Origin of the sequence: Aulosira sp. FACHB-615 (genome assembly GCF_014698045.1) — a bacterium.
Lineage (GTDB): Bacteria > Cyanobacteriota > Cyanobacteriia > Cyanobacteriales > Nostocaceae > Nostoc_B.
The window spans coordinates 247,624-269,240 of the sequence record NZ_JACJSE010000009.1; the positions used below are offsets into that span (position 1 = coordinate 247,624).

Genomic DNA, 21,617 nt, shown 5'->3' on the forward strand with positions numbered 1-21,617 from the left:
GTTTTTTAGATACAACAGTTGAGTCGCTGCTGTAGCTAATACTTTACGAGTTTGCTGGTGTTAATTTCAACTACACGAGCTGTAAAACTCAGCTACCTTCCGCAAAATATTCTCCGGCATTCTGTTGAGCATTTATGACTGCTCTTAATATTTTGTAATATTCCTTTTCAGATTTACACCTGAACACACAATCTGAGAGGAGTGTTGCTAAAGGTAAAGTGTCAATAGTTTATAGCCATGAGTCAATAGTCAAGAGTGTTAACCTCTTGACTATTGAACCTGGACTATTGACTAAGTATTAGCGATCGCTTGGACGACCAGTTAATACAGCCGGAGACAAGCTAGACCAAGATTGTTTCACCAGGTCAGCAGCCGCCTGAACACTACCGAGGTAGTTACCAGCAGGTAGAGATGGGAAGCGTGGGTATGGAACCACATCTTCACCAAAGTAGCGAGCGTATTCTGGGCTATCTATAATTGCTTCTACAGCTGCTCTCAAACCGCTATCAGCCAATAGTTTGTTATATTGACGGATTTCGCCTTGAGTAGCTGGTGCGCGACCCAACAGATGACGGAATAGGTATTCAATCACCTTGGTGTTGGGATAAGGGGTATAGAAGCGTTTGCGATAGATTTCGGAGCTGGCGAGTTCGCGGACAAACTCGCGCACTGAGATTTCACCATTCCGCAGTCTGCTGTCGAGTTCGCTACGACGGTAATAATCAGGAACTTGACCGCTAAACACATCCAATACCTGACAGTAAGCAGCGTTAATTACTAGCTGTCTTTCGGTTTGGCTACTACCATCTGTTAAGCGGAAAATCCGTGCAGGCTTACGGCGGCTGGTACCCACACCCACTTCGACAGATTGACCGCGACCATCGTTGTAAGAACGACCCAACTCGATAAACAACGGCTTGGTCTTGTCGATTTGCCGTGCTTGGGCTGCCAAATCTGCGATCGCTTTTGCCAAAATTGGTGTCTTGGCAGACTCCATCCTTGCTTTGACTGGCTTAAAGCTAGGCACAACCACATCATCGTTTTGTTTAGTGAGTTGGTTGTAAAGCTTCTCGGTGTTGGGGAAGTTAGCCGCAGGTAAAGTCGGGAAGCGACGGTAAGGAACTGTATCTTCTCCAAATACTTGGCGATACTCTGCACTATTTAACAACGCAGCAATAAACGCCTTCAGACCTTGGGTAGCCAAAATCTGGTTATACTTGCGGATTTCTGCTTGGTCAACAGGCGCACGTCCTAAGAAGTGCTTGGTTCCCAACTCAATTACTTTAGTGTTGGGATAAGGTGTGTAGAACTCCTTCAGGTAGAGGTTAGAGTAACCCAAACCTTCAATAAATTCTTTCACGGTGATTTCACCGTTACCCAGCTTACTTTCTAGGCTGGTGAATTCGTTTTTAGCGATGTAAGGTGCAATGTCGCGCTCAAAAATCTGGCGGTAAGCAGCACTAATTAAAGTTTGCACTGCAACTTTATCAGATGTATTTGCTACCAGCTTGAAGACTTTTGTTTGTTCCCGTTGCTTGCTAACACCTTGATTAATCCGGAACTGAATATCTGGTTCTGTGCGATTTTGGCTCACAGCACCCAATTCCACAAAGCGGGGTGTTTCTTGCTTATCAACTTTGGTGGCGACCACATCCTCGCGGATAGTACCAACACGCAGTTGTCGCAATGACACACCAGCCGGAGTTAGATAGCGTTCGTAAGGAACTGTATCTTCTCCAAAGGCTTCGCTGTACTCCACGCTATCTAAGATGGCATCAACAACAGCGTAAAAACCTTTCTTAGAAGCAAGGTCAAAGTATTTATTATTTTCTTGGCGACCGTAGGTCGGACGACCTAACAAGCGACGGTGGATGTATTCGATCGCTTTACAAACATACAACGGTGTCCAGTACAAACCACGGAACAAGTCAGACTTAGCCAAAGCTCTGACAAATTCCCGTACAGAAATATCGCCGTTTTCCAGCTTAATTTCTTGGACTTTCAGCCGTTGACCTTCGTAAACATCACGACCGATAACTTGCAAGTAAATTGCTCTAATTACTGCCTGGGTGGAGCTTTCAGAGAACTTAACACTTGCACCCTTGGCGGCTTTCTTACCAATAGTGCCAGGAAGTTGATCCAGCTTGAATACTTTTGGCCCCAGGCTACCAGGCGCTACACCTCGCGCTCTTGGGTTACTCAGTTGGTTATTAATTCCCGGCCCTTGGTGAATCAAGATCCGTCTTGTATCTTTACCAAATGGCGCTGGACGGGTGCTGGGGTTGCGAGTTTCTTTCGGGAAAATCGCCCCAAATTGAATTTCTAATGGGTCGTTACCAGAACCATAAGGGTGTTGATCTGGTAATGGTTGTTCGTAAGCTGCGAATGTGGTAATGAACTGTGGTACTTTGCGGAAAGGCGCACTGTAGTTAAACAGGTCTTGCTGCGGCCCCCAGTTCCGACATTCTTGGGCTTCTTGACCCAAACCGCGAATGTAGGGTACTGTCTCTTCACCAAAGTAATCAGCGTATTCGTCAGAATCTACCAGCGCATCCACTAATTTAGCCAGACCACCATTAGAAATGATAGAGAAGTATTTTTGGACTTCTTCCCGGCTACTTGGCCCCCGTCCCAAAATGTGACGGAAAGCAAGTTCAATGACGCGGCTGTTAATAAAAGGCTGATAAAACTGTTTTTGGTAAAGCGGAGATTTTGCCAAACGGCGGACAAACTCTTTCATGGAGATGTCGCCATTTTTTACCTTGGATTCCAAATCAGAAATCGACAAGCTGTAAGCACGGGTAATATCGCGCTCAAAAATTTGCCGATATGCTGCTTTGACTACCTCATTTTTTTCGGTAGCTGATAACCCAGGCTTCATCACATACTTGGGACGGCGTTCTGCGGCATTAAAATAAATTTGCGGCAGTTGTAAACCTTGTTGGTCGCCAGAAGGACGTTGACGTACTTTGGTCGAAGGTGTGGGTGCTTTAAATTCTGTCAGCAACACATCCATGTACTGAGACACAATTTCTGTAGCCTCAGCATCTTTGCGGAAGTAAGACAGGGATGCTGACTTAATTTCCTGCAAAGCCACAATAGTTGCTTCACCAGAACAAGCATTTTCAATAATTTCCCGCAGACCCCTGGTGTTTACAGCAATAATGTTGGGGTCGCCAGCTACGATCGCATAAGTAGCATAGCGCAAGAACCAGGACAAGTCCCGCAAGCTCTTGGCCATGTTGCTTGGGCCGTAACGAGAAACGTTTATTGGTCTGAACCCTGGAGGTGTTGGGCCACCAGGAGAAGTATTGAAGATAGAACGCAAGTTTTCTAAGAACCCACCACGGCTTTCAACGTAGGTGACTGTTCCCAGTTTCATGCCTTCTGTGATATCACCAGCGCCAACAGCAGCGCCAGCAGTCACTAATTCTGGTTCTTGGGGCTTTTCTAAGAAAGCCATTGGCGAACCACCGACAAATATCCGGTTAGCTGCACGAGATACGATAATCTCGGAATTTTCTGTGAGAATCTGGGCAATTTCTAAACGTTTTGCACCAGATGCAAAATAGCTTGCCAGTTCATTTAATTCACCAGTTCCTAAAAAGCGGTCTTGCTGTTCCGCTTGAGAAATGGTTGCTACAGCTAGGGTTTGATATAGTTGCGGACGCGCAACTGAGCTTCCACCACTCGCCTTAACACTCATCGGATTTGTAAAACTCCCATCATAATCGTTTATGTGTTAAGTCTGGGTCGCTTTGAGGCTTGACACATTGATGTGTTTATGCCTTCAGAGTACCGCCTTCAAAACTGCCAGTAAAATTAACCCAGTCAGCTTTTAGATTAGAACGTTTTGCGTTTTTCCTGGTAATTTATTAAGAAGTATGTAGATTCTGTAGCCTTGTTTAAGCAAAACTAAGAATAAATACTTCCTGCGACATGAGACAAAATCTAAGTTTTGTATCTGAAAGTTAAAAACTTTACAAAAACATTTTACTGGAGTCGCAACTGAGATTTTCTTTAGCTCCGACAAAAATATACAAATGTTTGCTTTTAGCTTAATCAGTCAGCTTCGTTTGAGGAACTAGTTGCCGGATAGGCAATTGAATTACAAATTTACTGCCTTTCCCAAGGGTGGAAAAACATTGTAATTTCCCACTGTGCTTTTCTGTAATGATTTGGTAGCTGATTGCCATACCCATACCTGTTCCTTTGCCTACAGGTTTGGTGGTGAAAAATGGATCGAATATCCTCTTTTGAATAGATTCTGGCATTCCTTGGGCATTATCAGCGATCGCAATTTCTAGCAATTTGGCATCAACGACTGAAGTGCGGATAGTAATTTGGCTAGGATTTTCTTGTATCTGTTGATAAGTGCGCTTGATATCTACCTCATCAAGGGCATCCACTGCATTTACCAGAATATTCATCAATACTTGATTGAGTTGACCAGGATAGCATTCTACCTGGGGCAAGTTGCCATAATTTCGAATAATTTCAATTCCTGGGCGGTCTGGTTTGTCTTTGAGGCGGTGTTGCAAAATTAATAGCGTACTTTCGATGCCTTCATGAATATCAACTGTTTTAAATTCCGCCTCATCCATCCGCGAAAAATTCCGCAGAGACAGTACAATGCTCCGAATCCTCTCAGTCCCAACTTTCATCGAAGACAAAATTTTGTGTAAATCTTCGATGAGAAATTCTAGATCCATTTCCTTTGCTAATGCTTGAATTTCTGGGTCATTGCTAGAATGGCGTTCTTGGCAAAGATAAATCATCTGCAACAAGTTTTGAGTATATTCATCTAGGTGAGCGAGATTAGCGTGAATAAAGTTGACCGGGTTATTGATTTCATGGGCGATGCCTGCTACCAATTGGCCTAGGCTAGACATTTTTTCACTTTGAACTATTTGTGCTTGGGTACGCTGCAATTCACTCAAGGCTGTTTGAAGTTCAAAAGTCCGTGCTTCCACTCGCTCTTCTAGTTCGGCATTACTATTTTCTAAAGCAATAAAGGATTCGCGCAGTTGCCCTGCCATATAATTAAACGAGTCAGCAAGGATATTGAGTTCATGGATATTGCCCTGTTGGAGTTTCTGTTGTAAATCACCGAATGCTATTGCTTGGGTAGTTTGATTCAAACGCAAAATTGGACTGGCAATCCAGCGCGAAGTAAATATGCCAATCGTCGTTGTTAATATTAAGGCCCCAAAACACAGCAGAATGCTAGATTGGGTGTTGGCATTGATTTGTGCCATGTAAGTTTTTTCGGGAATACCAACTACCACCAACCAGTCCAAACCATATTCATCATGCCAAGGCACAATATGGAGATTCAAATATTCTCCTTGAACATTGACTGTCAGTTTTTGGGTATTGGTAATCGAGTGGAAATCGGGAATCTGCTGCTGAAGTTGCTTGGCGATGCCCTTGACCATAGGATTAGGGCTGTCGATTGCTTTGAGGCGCTTAATTTGGTTATTCTCTACGGTAAAAGGTTTTTCTTGAGCAGAATTGGCGACTAACATACCATCACGCTCAATAATAAAAACTTCTCCAAAACGACTAATATCCAGTTTTTGCAAAAATTCGCTGAGTTTCAACAGGTGGATTTCAGCCCCCACAACACCAATCAGTTTTTTACCAGCATCATAAACCGGACGGCCTGCTGATGCCACAATATATGGAGGATATGCGGGGTCATAGTAAGTATAAATGCGAACCCAGATAGGTTTTCCCGCTTTTACCGGTTCAGTATACGCAGGCTCATTGAGGGTATCCCATGTACTGGTCGTCATCACTTGGGTGGGATTACCATCTTTGTCCGTTAAGTAAGTTTTCGTATTTTTTGGTCGGTCTGGTGTTTTGATGGCATTATCATCGATTGTCACAGTCTTACCATCGTAACGACCAGCACCAGCCCCTTCGCCAGTGGCTAGGTTTAAGCTGATAAAGGTTAGGTCATAGGCTTGCATTTCATGCCAGAAATACTTGCCAACTTTAAGGCGATCGCGCACATCAAGCAATCCCATACGAATTGCTTCCGCATTTAATTGAATAACTCTATGGGGGATTGACAGGTAAGCATCTAAATGTTGATTTACCTCACTACTAGTTCGCTCCATCAATTTATCGGCTAGATTGTTGACCGCTTTTTCGCCGTTTTTATATGACAGATATCCAACTAACCCCACAATACCAAAAACTTGCAACACGAAAGGAACGATCAGAACAAGCTGTAACGAAAATGCGCGGACTTTGCTAGATCGATGTATTTTCATGAGTTGTAAATCTTGGTAAGAGAAGTTATTTGCTTAACCTAGATTACCCATGAGCAACTTCAGACTATCAAAATAAAATGTTATTTTATAAAAACTTTATTAATTAATAGGAAATATCTCTATTTACATATTTTTAATATATTGCTATGCAATCTATTTTTTAATAAAAAAATATAATCAAAATAAATAAAATATTAATTCTTTATATTTGTTTGATAAAAACACTAGTTTAAATCTATTTGATATTTTATAAAACCTCAGCGCATTCACTCAGGAAACATAATTTTCAAAAAGCTAGTATAGTCAGACAATAATGTTAGATACAAGTCAAATATTGGCAAAATTAAGGCTTAAATGTTATTTAAAAAATCTGTAGTAATGACTAACCATTTGATAGATTTTCATCACTTAACGAAGCATCTTAATCAACTTATTTCTCAGGATTATTTAGCATTTAGCATTACGGAAAATCCTGTTTTCCGAATAGTGAATGAGAGGAGCTTTACTCAAATTGTTTATGTGATACAGCAATATTCTATTTTTCCAAAAGAATTGGTGAGTTTCACAGAGTTAGCAAGACAGAAAGCACTTACAGCAGGTTGGAATAGTGTAGTTGAGGAACTCACAGAAAATATAGCTGAGGAAATGGGTAGCACTACCCAAGGAGTTTCTCATTACAGGCTTTTAGCAGAAGGACTAGAAGAAGGGCTGGGTGTTCCTGTGAAAAACACTATGCCCTCAATCGCTACATCCAAACTACTGACAACTGTGCAATTGATATTTGAGCAACAACTACTCTATGTACTTGGGGCAACTTATGCGATCGAAGCAACTGCAATTCCTGAATTAACTTTGATTATGCAACTGGTAGAATGCTTGTTGGAAGATGCTATGCCCACAAATTTGCACTATTTCTTTAGCAAGCATTTAAACGAATGGGAACTTGAACATGAAGCTGGTTTACGAACATCCGTAGCAGAATATATACGACCCGAACAATTTGAAGAGTTTACAACAGGGTTTCGGCAAATGATAGATGCAATGGAGGTTTGGTGGCAGGAGTTAGCACAAGAGGCAATTGTATTTGAGGTTGATTTCAGCCCTGCGATCGCTCAAAAATATTAATTTAAATATAACTGAACATGATGAATATCTTCTCCCATCCTTCATTGGTTGATGAAACTACTAGTAGTCATCAAGCAAAAGTTGGACTACCTGGTAATTACTACTTTAGTGAGCAAATTTTTGCTTATGAGCAGCAAACTATCTGGCGTAAAACTTGGCAGTTTGTAGGACGTGAATCTGATTTAGCAAATCCTGGGGATTATCTCACTTGCCAAGTTGGAGATCAGCCTATGTTCGTAATTAGAGATAATCATGGCAAATTGCAAACGATGCACAATGTTTGTCCGCATCGAGGAGCGCGGATGTTGGAAGGACAAGGTAATTGTCAACGGGTGCGTTGCCCTTATCATGGTTGGAACTTCAATTATGAAGGGAATCTCAAAGGTTTGCCTCGTGCTGAATGTTTTCCCAATTTAGATCCGTCAGCTGTCTATCTAGCCAAAGGACGCGTCGAGATATGGGGCGGCTTTATCTTTGTTCACCCAGAATCACAAGGGGAATCGTTAGTCAGTTATTTGGCTGGATTCTCAGACTATTTAAATCAGTATAAGCATTCTTGGGAGGAACTTCAACAGGTTGATCACTGGTTTTATGAAGAGCCAGCTAACTGGAAATTTCCCATTGAGAATTATTTAGAATGCTATCATTTGTCTGTTGTTCATGCCCAAAGTTTAAAGTGTTTTGACCCCAAGAATATTATTTATACTCCAACTGGCAGACACTATCAAATATTTGTTCCTTTCACAGATGATGAATTTGTCAAAAATCACCCTGCTTTTTTAGGAGAGCCAAAAGGACAATCATATCAGGGCTTTATCTTTCCTAATATGATGGTCAATACTGCAAAAGACAAAGTTTCAGTTTTTAAACTGACTCCTTTATCTCCCACAAGAACTAAGTTTGAGGTTTTTATTTATCAAACAAAAGCACAGATTGAAGAATTTCCTTACCAGATTGAGAAATTTCGGACTGAATTTGAACGGGTGTTAAATGAAGACTTTAGGGTAGTGCGATCACTCCAAGCAAGTGTTCATTCCCAAGCTTATGGTGTGCTTCAGCTTGCAGACATTGAATATGGTATTTCTCACTTCCATCAAGTTTTGTCAGGGTATTACCAACCATAATTTCGATATGGAAGATGAATTAGCCCTCGCAACAGGGGTTTCTGAATCGTATAGAGCTAAAACAATTTTGAGTGTTGGTTGACAAGTGCGATCGCTTCATTTTGGCTTTTGTCCACAAAAATTAACACTCTCTCAGTTTCTTCCTGCAAGATGACCCCGAAATGATCATCGGCTATGCTGTAGCAACCAGCATTACTACAGGGAAGAATTATGAAAAACAGTAATAAATTTAACTTCATTACCTTAGCAGCCTTGTCATCTTTAGCGGTTGTATTGGCGACTAAACCTGCTAATGCACTGCCAGGACAAAACATTAACACTGTAATTAAATGGGCAAAAACTAAAACTCAATTACCAAGACTTACCTATAGTAGCGAAGCACATGGTTATTCAGGTAATAAAGGTAATTTATATTTCTATGTTGATGTTCCGGCAGAGAATGGCATAGTCACCAAAGAAGGAATCACCATTAGCGGCGACTCTAGTATCAAATTCACCAGCAAAAATCCCAAGGCAGTGAAGTTAATTCAAAGCATTTATAACGCGAATATTGCTAATGACTTTAGCCAATCTCGCCGTGTTACTAAAGTTGGTCGAGACCATTATTATAGAGGTCAAAAATATGCTTATATTCTGGCTGAGGTGCAAGGCGGTTCAGCTTTTCAAATTATTAAATTAAATCAATTGCAAAACGAGATTGATAGTGCAAAATATTGCCAAACTCATCAATGTGACTTGTAAATAGGAGGCAGTGGTTCGGCTTCGCGGTAATCGAGCGAAGTCGAGATTCACCAACCGGAGGCAGAAGGTAGTCCCGATGAAACAAGTTTCATAGCCAAGCATGAAAGTGGAAATAGCATTTTTACTCAGCACTCAGCACTTTCAAGTCAGGAGGAAAACTTTTAAGATAAGCGTTTTTATCCACATCTTGTAGCAGTTGGGTTATTGCGATTAAGGTAAGGTAGGCAATGCTAAAAACTTGCTCAGACCTTGATTTTTAAGTTGTAAGCATTGCCCACCCTACGGTTGAGAATGGTGCTATTTTGCATTTAATTGCCTAAATTAACTGTTTTCTATAGGCGTTATCAGTAAATAAAGGTACGCAACTGCTGATGTTAAAAGCTGCGGCTAATTCAACATCAGAGGCGAAATCTTTAGCAATTAACTCCTTACCAGAAATACATTTTTGTAGGTAACTCAGTAAATCTTGGCGAACAGCTTGAAATGACTGGAGAGCGATCGCCGCTTCTGGTGATAAACTGCCATCTAAATAGCTCAAAATAGCCCCAGCACCAATCAAATCTTCAACAGCTGGTCTGAGGCTACCATCTTCCTGCCATCGCTCACCAGATGGAATCACAGCAATTTTACTTCCATATTTTTGGGCAAACCGCGCTACAGCTTCGCAATTTCGCAAACAACCTGCCAAAGTAGGTGTACTTCCAGTTAGCAAAGTCAGAGTCGAACCATTAAGTGAAGGTAAAACTAGCCGAGTACCAGATGGGATGTTCATCAGTGATACTGGCGAGAGAGAATATTTATTTCTAGACTCTTGTTGTCTGTGAGTTGCTAATTCAGCCTGTATCGAATTTGCATAATCTTGAGCTGATTCATCACCAAATATATATGGAAAAATTATCGCTCCGTTGTGAGTAGCAATCTCTACACAGGTAGAAAAAGAAAGCACATCAACTATAACAACGACATCACTAATAGGAGCAAGTTGAGCAATTCCTTGTGCGCCCCACTCACAACGCAAATCAAACTCTGATTGATTATAAATCATCGGTTGTTCACCTCTATTTCTGTTCGCCGAGCGTTCGCGCAGCGTCTCCGTCAGGAGAAGTCGAGGCGCTGCTTGCATATCTGTATCATTTTTAAAGTTAAATGGTATAAAAAAACGGCAGATAAAAACAGAATAAATATAATTGGTAAGACTATTAACCAACTTCTCAAAGCGTCTGTATTGTTTTCAGACATAAATAATTCAATATTTTGGCGCTGCTGATGATAATATCAAAAGCCCACGCAAAGGTGCAAAGGCGCAAAGTAATTTTTTACTGAGTTCACTGACCTTCAGTAATTGACAAATCGACAATTTTCAAATTAGGGATTTTCTGGAAATCCTTAAAGTTACGCGTTACAACTGTAGCATTTAAAGAAAGTGCAATAGCAGCAATTTTTAAATCTTGTGTACCAACGCGAATTTTTTGCTTTAATAATTCGTTATAGATATCAAATGCAGCTTCATTAAAATCAAGAATATTCGCTTGACACAACAGATTAAATGTTTCTCTGAATAAAACATAAGCTGTAACTAATTCTTATTTTGATTTCCCGCGTTTAATTACATCCAAACGACCGTACATTTGCTCAACAATCGTGATTACTGTGATTGCAATTTCCGCAGGATTCACAGCAGCTACTTTATTAACAACTACTGGATGACCTCGTTGGAGTAGCGAAACATAGTCAGTATCAAGCACCCATTTTATCATCGGCTTTTTACCTAGACAATTACGCTCCTACTCTTGCAAAAAATAACTTTCTGTAGTCTCATCTAATTCATGTCGATACTTTTCTATAGCTTCAAGTACTTGTTCAAATTGTGGGTCATCTTGAAAAACTCCAGCCATTGCTAACCAGGGGTTTTTCTGCTCAGTGGAGGGCAGTTTTACAGATAAAGAAACAACTTCTGCACCAGCCAGATGGGTTTCTATACGTTGTTGAAGTTCAGTTAATGCAGTAGTGCGATCGCTTGCTTCTACTTGTAATTCTGGCAAGCCTGGAACAATGGCAAAATAGTTGCCATCCGCTTGTTGTTTAACAATAACATTTACGGAAACTTCGTTATTGTTTTGTCCATTTTGTGATGTCGCCGATGAAAAGGAATTCATCATAATTTTTGGGCTTGTTATTTTTGATTGTAAATTAACAGAAATATCCTAAATAAACTCAACTAAAAAACTTCTCCACGCAACGGATGAATATTTCCACACCCATTGGTAGGACAGTTTCATCAAAATCAAATCGTGGGTGATGATGGGGATAAGCTAAATCTTTGTCTGGGTTAGCAGAACCAAGGAAGAAGTAACAGCCGGGAACTTCTTGTAAGAAGAAAGACATATCTTCGCCGCCCATTGTTTGGCATTCTGGCACAATTCCTACAGGCGTTTCTACCACTTCTTCGGCAATTGATCGCACTAATTCTGCAATCCCCGCATCATTAATTACTGGGGGATACAAACTCCAATATTCTAAGTCATAGTTTGCGCCATGACTCTGGCAAACTCCAGCTATAATTTGCTCGATGCGTTGTTTAAAAAAGCCTGCAAATGCGGGGTTAAAATAGCGCACTGTGCCTTTCATATTTGCAGTATCAGCAATGACATTATGTGCTGTACCTGCGTGCAGTGCGCCAACAGTCACCACTGCGGAATCGATGGGGTTAACATTCCGGGCGACAATGGTTTGTAGGGCGTTGACAATCTGCGCTGCAACGACAATCGAATCAACGGTTTGATGGGGAATTGCACCATGTCCACCTTTGCCTAAAATTGTGCAGTTGAATAATTCCACCGCCGCCATCAACGCACCAGCACGAACACCGACAGTTCCCAAGGGGAGATTATTCCACAGGTGTAAACCAATAATGGCATCGACATCAGGATTTTTCAGCACCCCAGCCGCAATCATTGGTTCTGCACCTCCCGGCCCTTCTTCGGCTGGCTGGAAGATAATTTTTACAGTCCCTGCAAAGTCTTCTCGATGCTGCTGGAGATAGTATGCTGTACCTAGTGCGATCGCTGTATGTCCATCATGTCCACAAGCGTGCATAATGCCATCATGCTGCGATTTATACGGTACTTCGTTCAATTCTTGAATGGGCAAAGCATCCATATCCGCCCGAATTGCTAGTACTTTCTCAGTGCTGAGTGCTGAGTGCTGTACACTGATCGGACTTGTACTGAGCGCAGCCGAAGTAGTCGAAGTGTGAGTGCTGAGTTTAGTCCCCTTAATAGTGGCAACAATACCAGTTTTTGCAATACCAGTTTGATGTTCAATTCCCCAGGCTTGCAACTTACTAGCGACAAACTCAGCCGTCAGTTTTTCTTGAAAGCCTAATTCTGGTTGTTGATGTAGTCGCCGCCGCCACTCTACTAATTGTGGTTGCAATGTGCGAATAGAAAGTCGCACACGGGATAAATCAACAGAATAAGAACTGGGGAATGTGGAAACCATTTTGACAACAAACTGCTAGAAGAGGGCTGAGATTGGGCTATGTTCTCAGTTTAATAGTTCACTTTAGATTGTTACTAGTGAATTTTCAACTCCCCGTTAGGGGAGTAGTAGGTTTATGATACTGTCTGTACAGCTTTCTTCAACTCTTTAAACATCAGCCGTAGAGCGTAAGCAGCAGTTTGTGAGATGACTAAATTACCAAAACCTTTTTTAACCTCACGCTGTTTCACACTGGGGGCAATGTCACCAACTGCCATTCATGTAGTTAGACTCATCTGCATGGTTTGAAGTGTGAGGTTAAGTGTAGCTTCCATCTGTGGCTGTAACTCTTTTGACACCATAGGAAGTAAGTTTAACTTCAGCGATCGCACCACTATTCTGCCAGACTACCTCGAATATCCCAAACATTGGCAATAACATTTACATAAAACTTGTTTCGGGTAAATGACAGACAAACGTCAAACCCAAAAAATATAGAGACGTTACACCTAACATCTCTACATTTTTCTACTAATTACCGTTGAGTTGTAAAAACTTCTGTAAAGCATTGCTTATTGATGGCTGCTGAAGATAGGCATTTGCAGCGTTCACCAAATTCTCCAGATTTTCAGTACTCACATCATCAATGTCATCACTCAATGGCTTACCAGTTAGTTCTCGGTCTAGCTTAAATTGCAAGCGTAAAATTTGGTGATCTGGTACTACCTGTTCTGTAATGTACTGGTGAACACCAGATGACGCATCAAATAATATACCGATGATTGGTTGCGCCCATTGTAACAAACCCCAACCCTCGGCTTTTTCAAATGGGATGATGCGTGTGCGATCGCCTGTACCGATGGAAAGAATGGTAATATCTTCTAGTCGGTTGCCTAATCTTAAAGCTTCAGCTACAGCACAGGCTGATGGATTATTAGCCGCAACTCCACCATCAACCGCAGAGTAGATACATTTAATAGAATACTTGGCCGTATTATCTGGTACGGTTTCCCAAGGCGAATCTACCGAAGCTTCTCTTTTACCACCTTTATATTGTGTGATGGTGCGAGTTTGACCTTTGCCTAAACCATCCGTAATGGTAATTTGAGTATTATTATAAATATTTTCTGTATAGGAAGCAGTACCATCTAGAAAAACACTACTTGGTTTAGCGTCTACCACTGGCCCTTTGATGATTCTATCTAATTTATGGGCAGGAAAATAAGTAGGAGCAGAGGCAGAAGAAACGCAGATTTCCCATAAAGGAAAGTTATCGTAATCTTTATCTTGTCGCCAACTTTTAAATATTATTGGCTCTCTAGAAATGGTGTCATAAGACGTAATTAATAACTTTGGTTCGTTAACATCAAATAATCTTGTATCACCTAAGTTTTCTTTGAGGACTTGAATTAAACCACTATCAGAAAACTTAGGTGCAGATAAACCATATTTCAGGATGAGGGGAATCCTCTGGGAAGAAAAACGACTTGTATAAGGGAAAATTCTTGAGCTTTTTTGTTGATATAAATCAATGATAGTTTGACTTTTTTTACCTGTGGCGATCGCTGCTGCTAAAATTGACCCTGTAGAAGTGCCTGCAATTAAGTTAAAATACTCGTGTAAAGGTTTATTAATTTGCTGCTCGATAGCCTTCAACATCGTTGCAGACATAATTCCCCTAATACCGCCACCATCCAAGCTTAAAATCCGAAAAGGCATATTCCTCCGAATCTTTATTAGTATTGTTGGTCAGTTCAGTAAATCTAAACAAATTTGATATTAAAAATATAAATGATAAATGTTTGAAAAGTTATTTGCTTAACATTTAAAATCAAAAATTATTTTAGTTTAATTCTGTAAATCTCAATTCTTAATTTATTTCATCAAATAAAAATAGATGGCAAAAACTGAAAAACAAAAAATGTTAGCTGGTGAGTTATACATAGCAGAAGATCCAGAATTAGTCGCGGAGAATCGACGAGCCAGCCAACTTTTGCAAAAATATAACAGTAGCATTCCTGAACAGCAAGAGCAAAGACAACAAATACTACAAGAATTATTCGCCAAGGTAGGAGAAAAAACTACCATTGTGCCACCATTTCACTGTGATTATGGCAGTAATATTTATGCTGGGAATAAATTATATATGAATTACGGCTGCGTAATTTTAGACTGCAATATAGTTGAAATTGGTAATAACGTTTTGTGTGCGCCCTACGTGCAGATTTATACTGCGTATCATCCCGTAGAACCAGAAATTCGGCTGACTGGTCAAGAACTAGCTGCACCAGTGAAAATCGGTAACAATGTCTGGATAGGTGGAAATGCGATTATTTGTCCAGGGGTCACAATTGGCGACAACACAACAATTGGTGCTGGTAGTGTAGTGGTGAAAGATATACCAGCAAATGTTGTCGCGGCTGGAAACCCCTGTCGAATTATTCGCTATTTATCGGATAATTAAGGAGGTGAAGAGCGATATTCTAGAATTTGTAGCCTCTCGCCAGCCAATAATGCCAATCTGCGATCGCTTGTTCAGTGCTATCATCTGCATCAATAGGCTTAATGTCTGATAATTTTGCCGAATAGACATCATCATCCTTACCCTTAAGGTCAGCTACTTCCACATACATATCTTTTAAACACTCATCATCAGGAGCCATTCCCAGCACCTCAACAGTTTTTTCCTCTATTGTCGAGGTTTTGCGGGATTTTTTCGCCCATTTAGCCATAAACGGACAATTCAAGGCTTCTTCTAAGTAATAATACCAGCCCATTGCCCGATCTTCTTTATCTTCCGCATCTACAATAATTTCTGTGGCGATGCGATTTTCTCTGGTTTCGTCGCGTTCAACACTAGACATAACAATAAAAAACTTACGTATATTGCACCTTGATATGGTATAACGTTTTAGTTATTGACTGTCAATTTTTTTGCTGCTGTCTCACCCAAGCACGAAATGAGCGAATCATAGGAATTTCTCCATTGTTCAAGCTTTCTTGCAAGAAACGGGGAATCTCTGTAGTTAAAGGAAGATTGAAAAAACTTGGTGATACATCACAAGGAATGTACGTACCTTCCTGTAAGCAATAAATTTGCATTACAGGTTCGTCATAACGCCAAACTTCTGGAACACCCAACGCTAAATAAATTGATAATCGATCAACAGAAGCACTGGTGTAGTCTACTTCAATTACTAAATCAGGTGGTGGGTCTTGAGTCAAGTCGAGATTTTGCTTTTGCCGCATCAATGGTTCATTTTGAATGTAAAATGCAGAATCTGGTTCTACGCCACGCAGTAAGTCTGGACGTTTACAAGTTGTAGAACCAATACTTTTGATATTCAGGTTGAGTTCTTCCGCTAAGGTAAAAACTAAGTGTTCTAGTAGCCTATTGTTATATTCATGAGGCATCAACGGTGTCATAATTTCTAGGGTTCCTTGATCATAGGTCAGTCGTGTGGTGCGATTATTACCCATTTCTGCCAACATAATTTCAAAAGTATGCCAACTAATATTTGGGAGAATCCCTCTTTGAGTACTGCTGACTTGTGTAGTTACCATAAAATTTATCCTCCAGTTTTCTCTAACGATATCAAGAAATTTCCTGAATAAAACAGGAGTCATATTAACAGGACTTACGCACCATAATTGTCTGTGGGGATTGGGTGTGGGGGTGTAAGGGATATCTTGTTTGATTAATTTGTTCTACTAATTGTGGAAAGTTTTTTTAAATTCATCAACAGCATTTGGGTCTTTTTTGGATGAGTTGGTCTTGGGACAATAAATACAAATAAAAATGGGCAAGGTTTTACACCCTACCCATTTCTAGAAGTATCGCTTAGTAATTACAGTTGTGGTACATACTGTTGTTTTTCAGGAACATCAGTGTATTCAGCAACGATTTGGCGGAATTCTTCGCCATCGATGGTTTCTTTTTCAATGAGTAAATCAACGATGCGGTCTGTTACAGTGCGATGTTCACGCATAATTTTCTTGGCGTGTTCATAGCATTGTTCAACGATCACCCGTACTTGAGCATCAATGCGAGAAGCGATCGCTTCGGAATATTCAGATCGGGTTGTCCAGTCACGACCGAGGAATACTTCGCCTTGTTGGCTTTCTAAGGAAAGTGGCCCTAAGTCAGACATCCCGAACCGAGTCACCATTTGACGTGCCATTCCGGTTACTTGCTGCAAGTCGCCACCAGCACCAGTTGTCACTTCCGCCGAACCAAAAATGACTTCTTCAGCCGCACGTCCACCCAAAGCACCAGTAATTCTGGCTTTGAGTTGAGAACGAGAAATTAAACCTTGTTCTTCATTGGGAGTAAACCAAGTTAAACCCTGTGCTTGTCCTCGTGGAATCAAAGTTACTTTTTGTACTGGGTCATGGTCTTTGAGTAAAGTACCCACCAAAGCATGACCAATTTCGTGGTAAGCAATTAAACGCTTACTCTTGCTGTCTACTAAGGGTGTACCTTCCATCCCTGCAACTACGCGGTCAACTGCATCGTCGATTTCGCGCAGGGTGATGGCTTCTTTACGTCTTCTGGCGGTGAGAATTGCGGCTTCGTTGAGTAAGTTGGCTAAATCTGCGCCAGTAAACCCAGGAGTCCGGCGAGAGATTGCTTCTAGTGAAACGCTAGTGTCTAATTTCTTGTTACGTGCATGAACTTGTAGAATTTCCAAACGTCCTTTGATATCTGGCGCATCGACAGTTACTTGTCTGTCAAAACGACCGGGACGTAACAAGGCTGCGTCTAATACGTCGGGACGGTTGGTAGCAGCGATAATAATAATCCCTGTGTTACCTTCAAAACCGTCCATTTCGGTCAGCAACTGGTTGAGGGTTTGTTCTCGTTCATCGTTACCGCCACCGATACCTGCACCCCGTTGTCTACCTACAGCGTCAATTTCATCGATGAAGATGATACAGGGAGCGTTATCTTTGGCTTTTTTAAACAAGTCGCGGACGCGAGAAGCACCGACACCGACGAACATTTCCACAAATTCCGAACCGGAAATACTGAAGAATGGTACACCAGCTTCACCAGCGATCGCTTTTGCTAGTAATGTTTTACCTGTACCTGGAGGGCCGACTAACAACACACCTTTAGGAATGCGTGCGCCAACAGCAGTAAATCTTTCTGGTTGTTTGAGGAAGGTAACAACTTCTTGTAATTCTTCTTTGGCTTCTTCGATACCAGCCACATCATCAAATTTCACACCTGTTTTGGCTTCCATTTGAAAACGCGCTCTGGATTTACCAAAGTTCATTGCTTGTCCAGGGCCACCAGGAAGATTGCTGGAGCGACGGAACAAAAAGAACAAGCCAGTAATCAATAAAATTGGGAAAACAAGATTGCCTAATAATCCCCAAATTGCGCCATCATTACGCATGGGGTGAGCATCAAAACTAATTTGTTTTTCTTTAAGCTTGCTAATTAACTCAGGGGCGCTAATTGGCAGGTCTACCCGCCATCTTTGAATGCGATTTTCGATATCTGGATCAATAGCTTCGACAATTGCCGTTCTACCGCCTTCATACAAATCTACGCTAGTGACGCGATCGGCATCCAAGTATTCTAGAAAACGGCCATAAGTCATGCGGGTATTGGCAGCATTCTTACCCATATCCGCAGGAGCATTCGCAAATGCTCCTTGCCAGAAGAAAAAGCCAATTACCAAAGCAGGCAATGTCCAGAGTACTAGGACTCTCCAAGAAAATTTCATCTTAATTTGCCTCTGCCAATACGATTAATCATTTTTAGTTACTTTCTAGCTTGGCACTCATCTAGGGAATCATCTTCCGCAAGATATTGCCGCACTTGGTAACTAGATTTTGCAACGGATGTCTATAAATCCATTTTGTTTAATTTGATGTCTAGTCACACGTCACCACGAATGTGTGACGCTGAAAAGATTCTTAATTAAATTTAACTTAATTTTAATACAGCTTGGATGATGACAGCAAAATTTAAGATGTAGATATTTGGAGTCTCGTGCTGCGATCGCACAGCTTTGAAAGAATTTATCCCAAGTGGCAGTAAAAGTTGTAGAGACGTTGTATACAACGTCTCTACAAGGATTTTATCGAATGCAGTTTCTATATGACTTACGGCAAAGCCTCTACAGCCATTCTTCACAGACAGCCTTTGTAACTAAATGCTGTTCTCATAGAATTGGGATGATTTCTGAGAAAAAAACTAACCCCTAGCCTCTAACCCCTAACCTCTAGTGACTACTTCACTTCAGTAATGGTCAATGTATAAGGATAATACTGACCTTGGTTGTATGAACCTACCCAAACTTGATAATTTCCCGGTAGCCATTCACCACTCATCCCAGCATTTTTCCCTTCAAAATCGTCATTACACCAAGTACCACCAGGGCCTTTCACAATCAGGGTGACATCTTGAGGGCTTTGCACTTGGAGTCTGAGATAATCGAATCTGGTTTTGAGTTCTAAGGTATGGTCTGGTGCTGCATCAACAAATCCATCACAAGGGCCAGTAATTGTTTCTCTTCTCCCAGCAACTTTATTTCCTGAAATTGACCCGCCACTCATTCCCCGCACGGTGATAGGGTCTGGGGAAAAGGGATGGTTAAGGGTCACATCTCCAAATATTGTTGGTGCTTCTTGAGCATGAGTGATGGTATTAGTTGTGGATGCGACACAAAATGCCAACATTGCTAAAGATAATTGTATCCCTCTATTTAAAGATGTTTGCGACATTGCGATTACACAGGTTTCTCAGTGCTTAGAAAGACATGAATTTTACATCCTAAGTTCCCAAAGTGAGAGGAATTGACTAAGGGACTTGCAATTAAAAAAATATCCCATTATTTCAGAAGGGGGACAAGGAGGACAAGGGAGACCAGGGGGACAAGGGAGACAAGGGGGATAGAGGTTTTGTTGAGTAAACAAATGGGATAATTTATTTTTTGGAATACTCTAAACTAATTCGTAATTCGTAATTAAGTCTTTACGAATTACGAATTATGAATTACGAACTAATTGCTTGATTCAATCTTGCCTTGTCTAAACCAAGATGATTCAGCAGTAACCAAGATTGGATGAGGTCTGGGCCATGAACATCGCCGGTTAAAGCGACACGGAGCGATCGCATCACTAAGCCTTTCTTGACGTTTTGTTGTTTCACCACCTGTTTAATAATTTCTTGAGCAGTGGGTTCTGTGAATTCGGGTTGGTTTTCTAAGGCTGCAAGTATGGCACTCAAAACAGCAGAAGCACCTTCTTGTTGCAGTTGTTTACTGCCCTCTTCGCTCAATTCTACGGTGTCGCTGAAAAAGAGTTTGCTCATCTCTACAGCTTCCACCAAACGAGTCAGGCTAGGGCCGATTAAACCAACTAACTGCTCTAACCAAGGACGTTCTCGCCCCTCTAGGTTATATCCAGCCTCTTGCCAATAGGGAATGAGCAAATCTGTCAGCTTATCCACTGGTAGATTGTGGATATATTGACTGTTGAGCCAATCTAGTTTCGCCCAGTCAAATTTAGCCCCGGCTTTATTCACCCGTTCAAAGCTAAATTCTTTAGCAGCAACCTCTAGGGTGAAGATTTCTTGAGTAGAATCTGGTGGCGACCAACCCAGTAAAGTCATGTAATTGACCAAGGCCTCGGCGGTGAAACCCAATTTCTGAAAGTCGGAAATCGAAGTCACACCATCCCGCTTGGATAGCTTGCGCCCATCCATATTTAAAATTAGGGGTGAGTGGGCAAATACTGGGGCTGCTGCACCCAAAGCTTCATATAACAGAATTTGCTTGGCGGTGTTGGCTATGTGGTCTTCGCCGCGAATGACATGGGTAATTTGCATATCAATGTCGTCAACTACGACCACAAAGTTGTACAGTGGTTGACCAATGCCATCTGCGGAAGCACGGGCAATTACCATATCACCACCAAGGTCACTCCCGCGCCACACCATTTTGTCTCGTACCAAGTCATTCCAGACAATTTCGCGGTCATCATCGATTTTGAACCGGATGACAAAGCTATGTCCCTCGGCTTGGAATGCGGCTTCTTGTTCTGGGGTGAGGTTGCGATGACGGTTGTCGTAGCGGGGAGCTTCACCTTTGGCTTTTTGGGCTTCGCGCAACGCCTCTAATTCTTCTGGGGTGGTGTAGCAGCGATAAGCTAATCCTTGATCTAACAGTTTTTTGACTGCTGTTTTGTACAAATCTAGGCGCTGGGATTGGAAAAACGGGCCTTCGTCCCAGTTGAGTCCCAGCCAGCGTAATCCCGCTAAGATATTGTCTGTGTATTCGGGACGCGATCGCTCTAGGTCTGTGTCTTCAATACGTAAAATAAACTTACCCCCGTGGTGGTGGGCAAATAACCAGTTAAATACAGCAGTTCTGGCTGTACCAATATGTAAGTTGCCAGTTGGGCTTGGTGCAATACGGACTCTAACAGTCACAGTTAATTCTCTCTTTCACAAAGCATGATTAATTTAAAGCAAAATTCAGCATCAATATATAGTGGCGGAAAAAGACCCGCAACTAATTTTAGACTGCTTTATTGATTGCTAAATTTTCAATTTAGCGTGGTGTTTCACCACTGATAACACGCTGAGACTGAGCAAGTTTCGCTCTAGCGGTATAGGTTTATAAAATTACGACTTCATTTTGCCAAGAATCTAATGATGAGTTATCCTTTACATCAGTATTTAGAACTTTGGTTTTGAACGGGACTGACGGGGCTCGAACCCGCAACTTCCGCCGTGACAGGGCGGTGCTCTAACCAATTGAACTACAGTCCCTTAATTTGCAACTTTATTAGTATCGCTCTTTTTTCGAGCTTTGTCAAGTTACTTTTTTGCTTTGGCTTTTGGGGCGGC

At 41.4% G+C, this 21,617-nt stretch carries 18 protein-coding genes, 1 tRNA gene and 1 pseudogene; 4 read left to right on the forward strand and 16 right to left on the reverse strand.

The features are described from left to right. Window positions 1-298 precede the first annotated feature (298 nt). Both H6G77_RS17345 and H6G77_RS17350 read right to left on the reverse strand, forming a co-directional pair. Entirely contained in the window at window positions 299-3,706 is a 3,408-nt protein-coding gene (locus tag H6G77_RS17345; protein ID WP_190593210.1) for a phycobilisome rod-core linker polypeptide, read from the reverse strand. Between the two features lie 352 nt (window positions 3,707-4,058). Next, window positions 4,059-6,281 carry an ATP-binding protein gene (locus H6G77_RS17350; protein ID WP_190872218.1) on the reverse strand — a complete coding sequence of 741 codons (2,223 nt, stop codon included), beginning with the start codon at window positions 6,279-6,281 and terminating at the stop codon, window positions 4,059-4,061. Between the two features lie 378 nt (window positions 6,282-6,659). Between H6G77_RS17350 and H6G77_RS17355 the strand changes: the two genes are divergently transcribed. The 3 genes from H6G77_RS17355 to H6G77_RS17365 all read left to right on the forward strand — a co-directional run bounded on the left by H6G77_RS17355 (window position 6,660) and on the right by H6G77_RS17365 (window position 9,271). Next, the gene (locus H6G77_RS17355; protein WP_190872219.1) at window positions 6,660-7,406 is read left to right on the forward strand and encodes a DUF3865 domain-containing protein; all 747 of its coding nucleotides are present in this window, start codon (window positions 6,660-6,662) and stop codon (window positions 7,404-7,406) included. A gap of 17 nt (window positions 7,407-7,423) precedes the next feature. Next, window positions 7,424-8,530 (forward strand): aromatic ring-hydroxylating dioxygenase subunit alpha, encoded by a 1,107-nt coding sequence (locus H6G77_RS17360; protein ID WP_242049234.1) that lies wholly within the window; start codon window positions 7,424-7,426, stop codon window positions 8,528-8,530. Between the two features lie 210 nt (window positions 8,531-8,740). Further along, window positions 8,741-9,271: a hypothetical protein gene (locus tag H6G77_RS17365; protein ID WP_190872220.1), complete on the forward strand. Its 531-nt coding sequence runs from the start codon at window positions 8,741-8,743 to the stop codon at window positions 9,269-9,271. Between the two features lie 316 nt (window positions 9,272-9,587). Here the strand turns inward: H6G77_RS17365 and H6G77_RS17370 are convergent, their stop codons facing one another. From H6G77_RS17370 to H6G77_RS17395, 8 genes and pseudogenes are all read right to left on the reverse strand, one after another. After that, complete coding sequence (locus H6G77_RS17370) at window positions 9,588-10,394, reverse strand: 2-phosphosulfolactate phosphatase (RefSeq protein ID WP_242049235.1); 807 nt, start codon at window positions 10,392-10,394, stop codon at window positions 9,588-9,590. Window positions 10,395-10,596: 202 nt separating this feature from the next. Then, window positions 10,597-10,815 (reverse strand): annotated as a pseudogene (locus H6G77_RS35745) (type II toxin-antitoxin system VapC family toxin); the annotation flags it as partial. A gap of 39 nt (window positions 10,816-10,854) precedes the next feature. Next, window positions 10,855-11,028 carry a hypothetical protein gene (locus H6G77_RS35750; RefSeq protein WP_242049237.1) on the reverse strand — a complete coding sequence of 58 codons (174 nt, stop codon included), beginning with the start codon at window positions 11,026-11,028 and terminating at the stop codon, window positions 10,855-10,857. Window positions 11,029-11,055: 27 nt separating this feature from the next. Next, window positions 11,056-11,430, reverse strand: coding sequence for a hypothetical protein (locus H6G77_RS17380; protein ID WP_242048573.1), 375 nt, complete (start codon window positions 11,428-11,430; stop codon window positions 11,056-11,058). Window positions 11,431-11,485: 55 nt separating this feature from the next. Continuing rightward, a complete protein-coding gene (locus H6G77_RS17385) occupies window positions 11,486-12,772 on the reverse strand; it encodes a M20 family metallopeptidase (RefSeq protein ID WP_190593205.1) in 1,287 nt (428 codons plus the stop codon). Between the two features lie 113 nt (window positions 12,773-12,885). Next, on the reverse strand, window positions 12,886-13,029 hold the full coding sequence (locus H6G77_RS35755; protein WP_242048571.1) for a hypothetical protein: 144 nt from the start codon (window positions 13,027-13,029) through the stop codon (window positions 12,886-12,888). A 40-nt stretch (window positions 13,030-13,069) separates the two neighbouring features. Next, the gene (locus tag H6G77_RS36270; RefSeq protein ID WP_277877353.1) at window positions 13,070-13,192 is read right to left on the reverse strand and encodes a hypothetical protein; all 123 of its coding nucleotides are present in this window, start codon (window positions 13,190-13,192) and stop codon (window positions 13,070-13,072) included. A 90-nt stretch (window positions 13,193-13,282) separates the two neighbouring features. After that, window positions 13,283-14,470: a patatin-like phospholipase family protein gene (locus H6G77_RS17395; protein WP_190872221.1), complete on the reverse strand. Its 1,188-nt coding sequence runs from the start codon at window positions 14,468-14,470 to the stop codon at window positions 13,283-13,285. Window positions 14,471-14,648: 178 nt separating this feature from the next. Between H6G77_RS17395 and H6G77_RS17400 the strand changes: the two genes are divergently transcribed. Next, window positions 14,649-15,215, forward strand: coding sequence for a sugar O-acetyltransferase (locus H6G77_RS17400; protein WP_190872222.1), 567 nt, complete (start codon window positions 14,649-14,651; stop codon window positions 15,213-15,215). A gap of 19 nt (window positions 15,216-15,234) precedes the next feature. On the opposite strand, the gene H6G77_RS17405 is transcribed toward H6G77_RS17400, so the two are convergent. The 6 genes from H6G77_RS17405 to H6G77_RS17430 form a co-directional block, all read right to left on the reverse strand. Next, window positions 15,235-15,615, reverse strand: coding sequence for a calcium-binding protein (locus tag H6G77_RS17405; protein WP_190593202.1), 381 nt, complete (start codon window positions 15,613-15,615; stop codon window positions 15,235-15,237). Between the two features lie 61 nt (window positions 15,616-15,676). Beyond that, window positions 15,677-16,315, reverse strand: coding sequence for a Uma2 family endonuclease (locus H6G77_RS17410; protein ID WP_190593201.1), 639 nt, complete (start codon window positions 16,313-16,315; stop codon window positions 15,677-15,679). A 284-nt stretch (window positions 16,316-16,599) separates the two neighbouring features. After that, on the reverse strand, window positions 16,600-18,486 hold the full coding sequence (gene ftsH2 / locus H6G77_RS17415) for an ATP-dependent zinc metalloprotease FtsH2 (protein WP_190593200.1): 1,887 nt from the start codon (window positions 18,484-18,486) through the stop codon (window positions 16,600-16,602). A gap of 508 nt (window positions 18,487-18,994) precedes the next feature. After that, complete coding sequence (locus H6G77_RS17420) at window positions 18,995-19,489, reverse strand: hypothetical protein (protein ID WP_190593199.1); 495 nt, start codon at window positions 19,487-19,489, stop codon at window positions 18,995-18,997. 271 nt (window positions 19,490-19,760) lie between these two features. Next, window positions 19,761-21,197, reverse strand: a complete 1,437-nt coding sequence (gltX, locus tag H6G77_RS17425; RefSeq protein ID WP_190872223.1) for a glutamate--tRNA ligase — start codon at window positions 21,195-21,197, stop codon at window positions 19,761-19,763. 268 nt (window positions 21,198-21,465) lie between these two features. Next, window positions 21,466-21,539: transfer RNA gene (locus H6G77_RS17430), tRNA-Asp, on the reverse strand. Window positions 21,540-21,617: the final 78 nt, after the last annotated feature.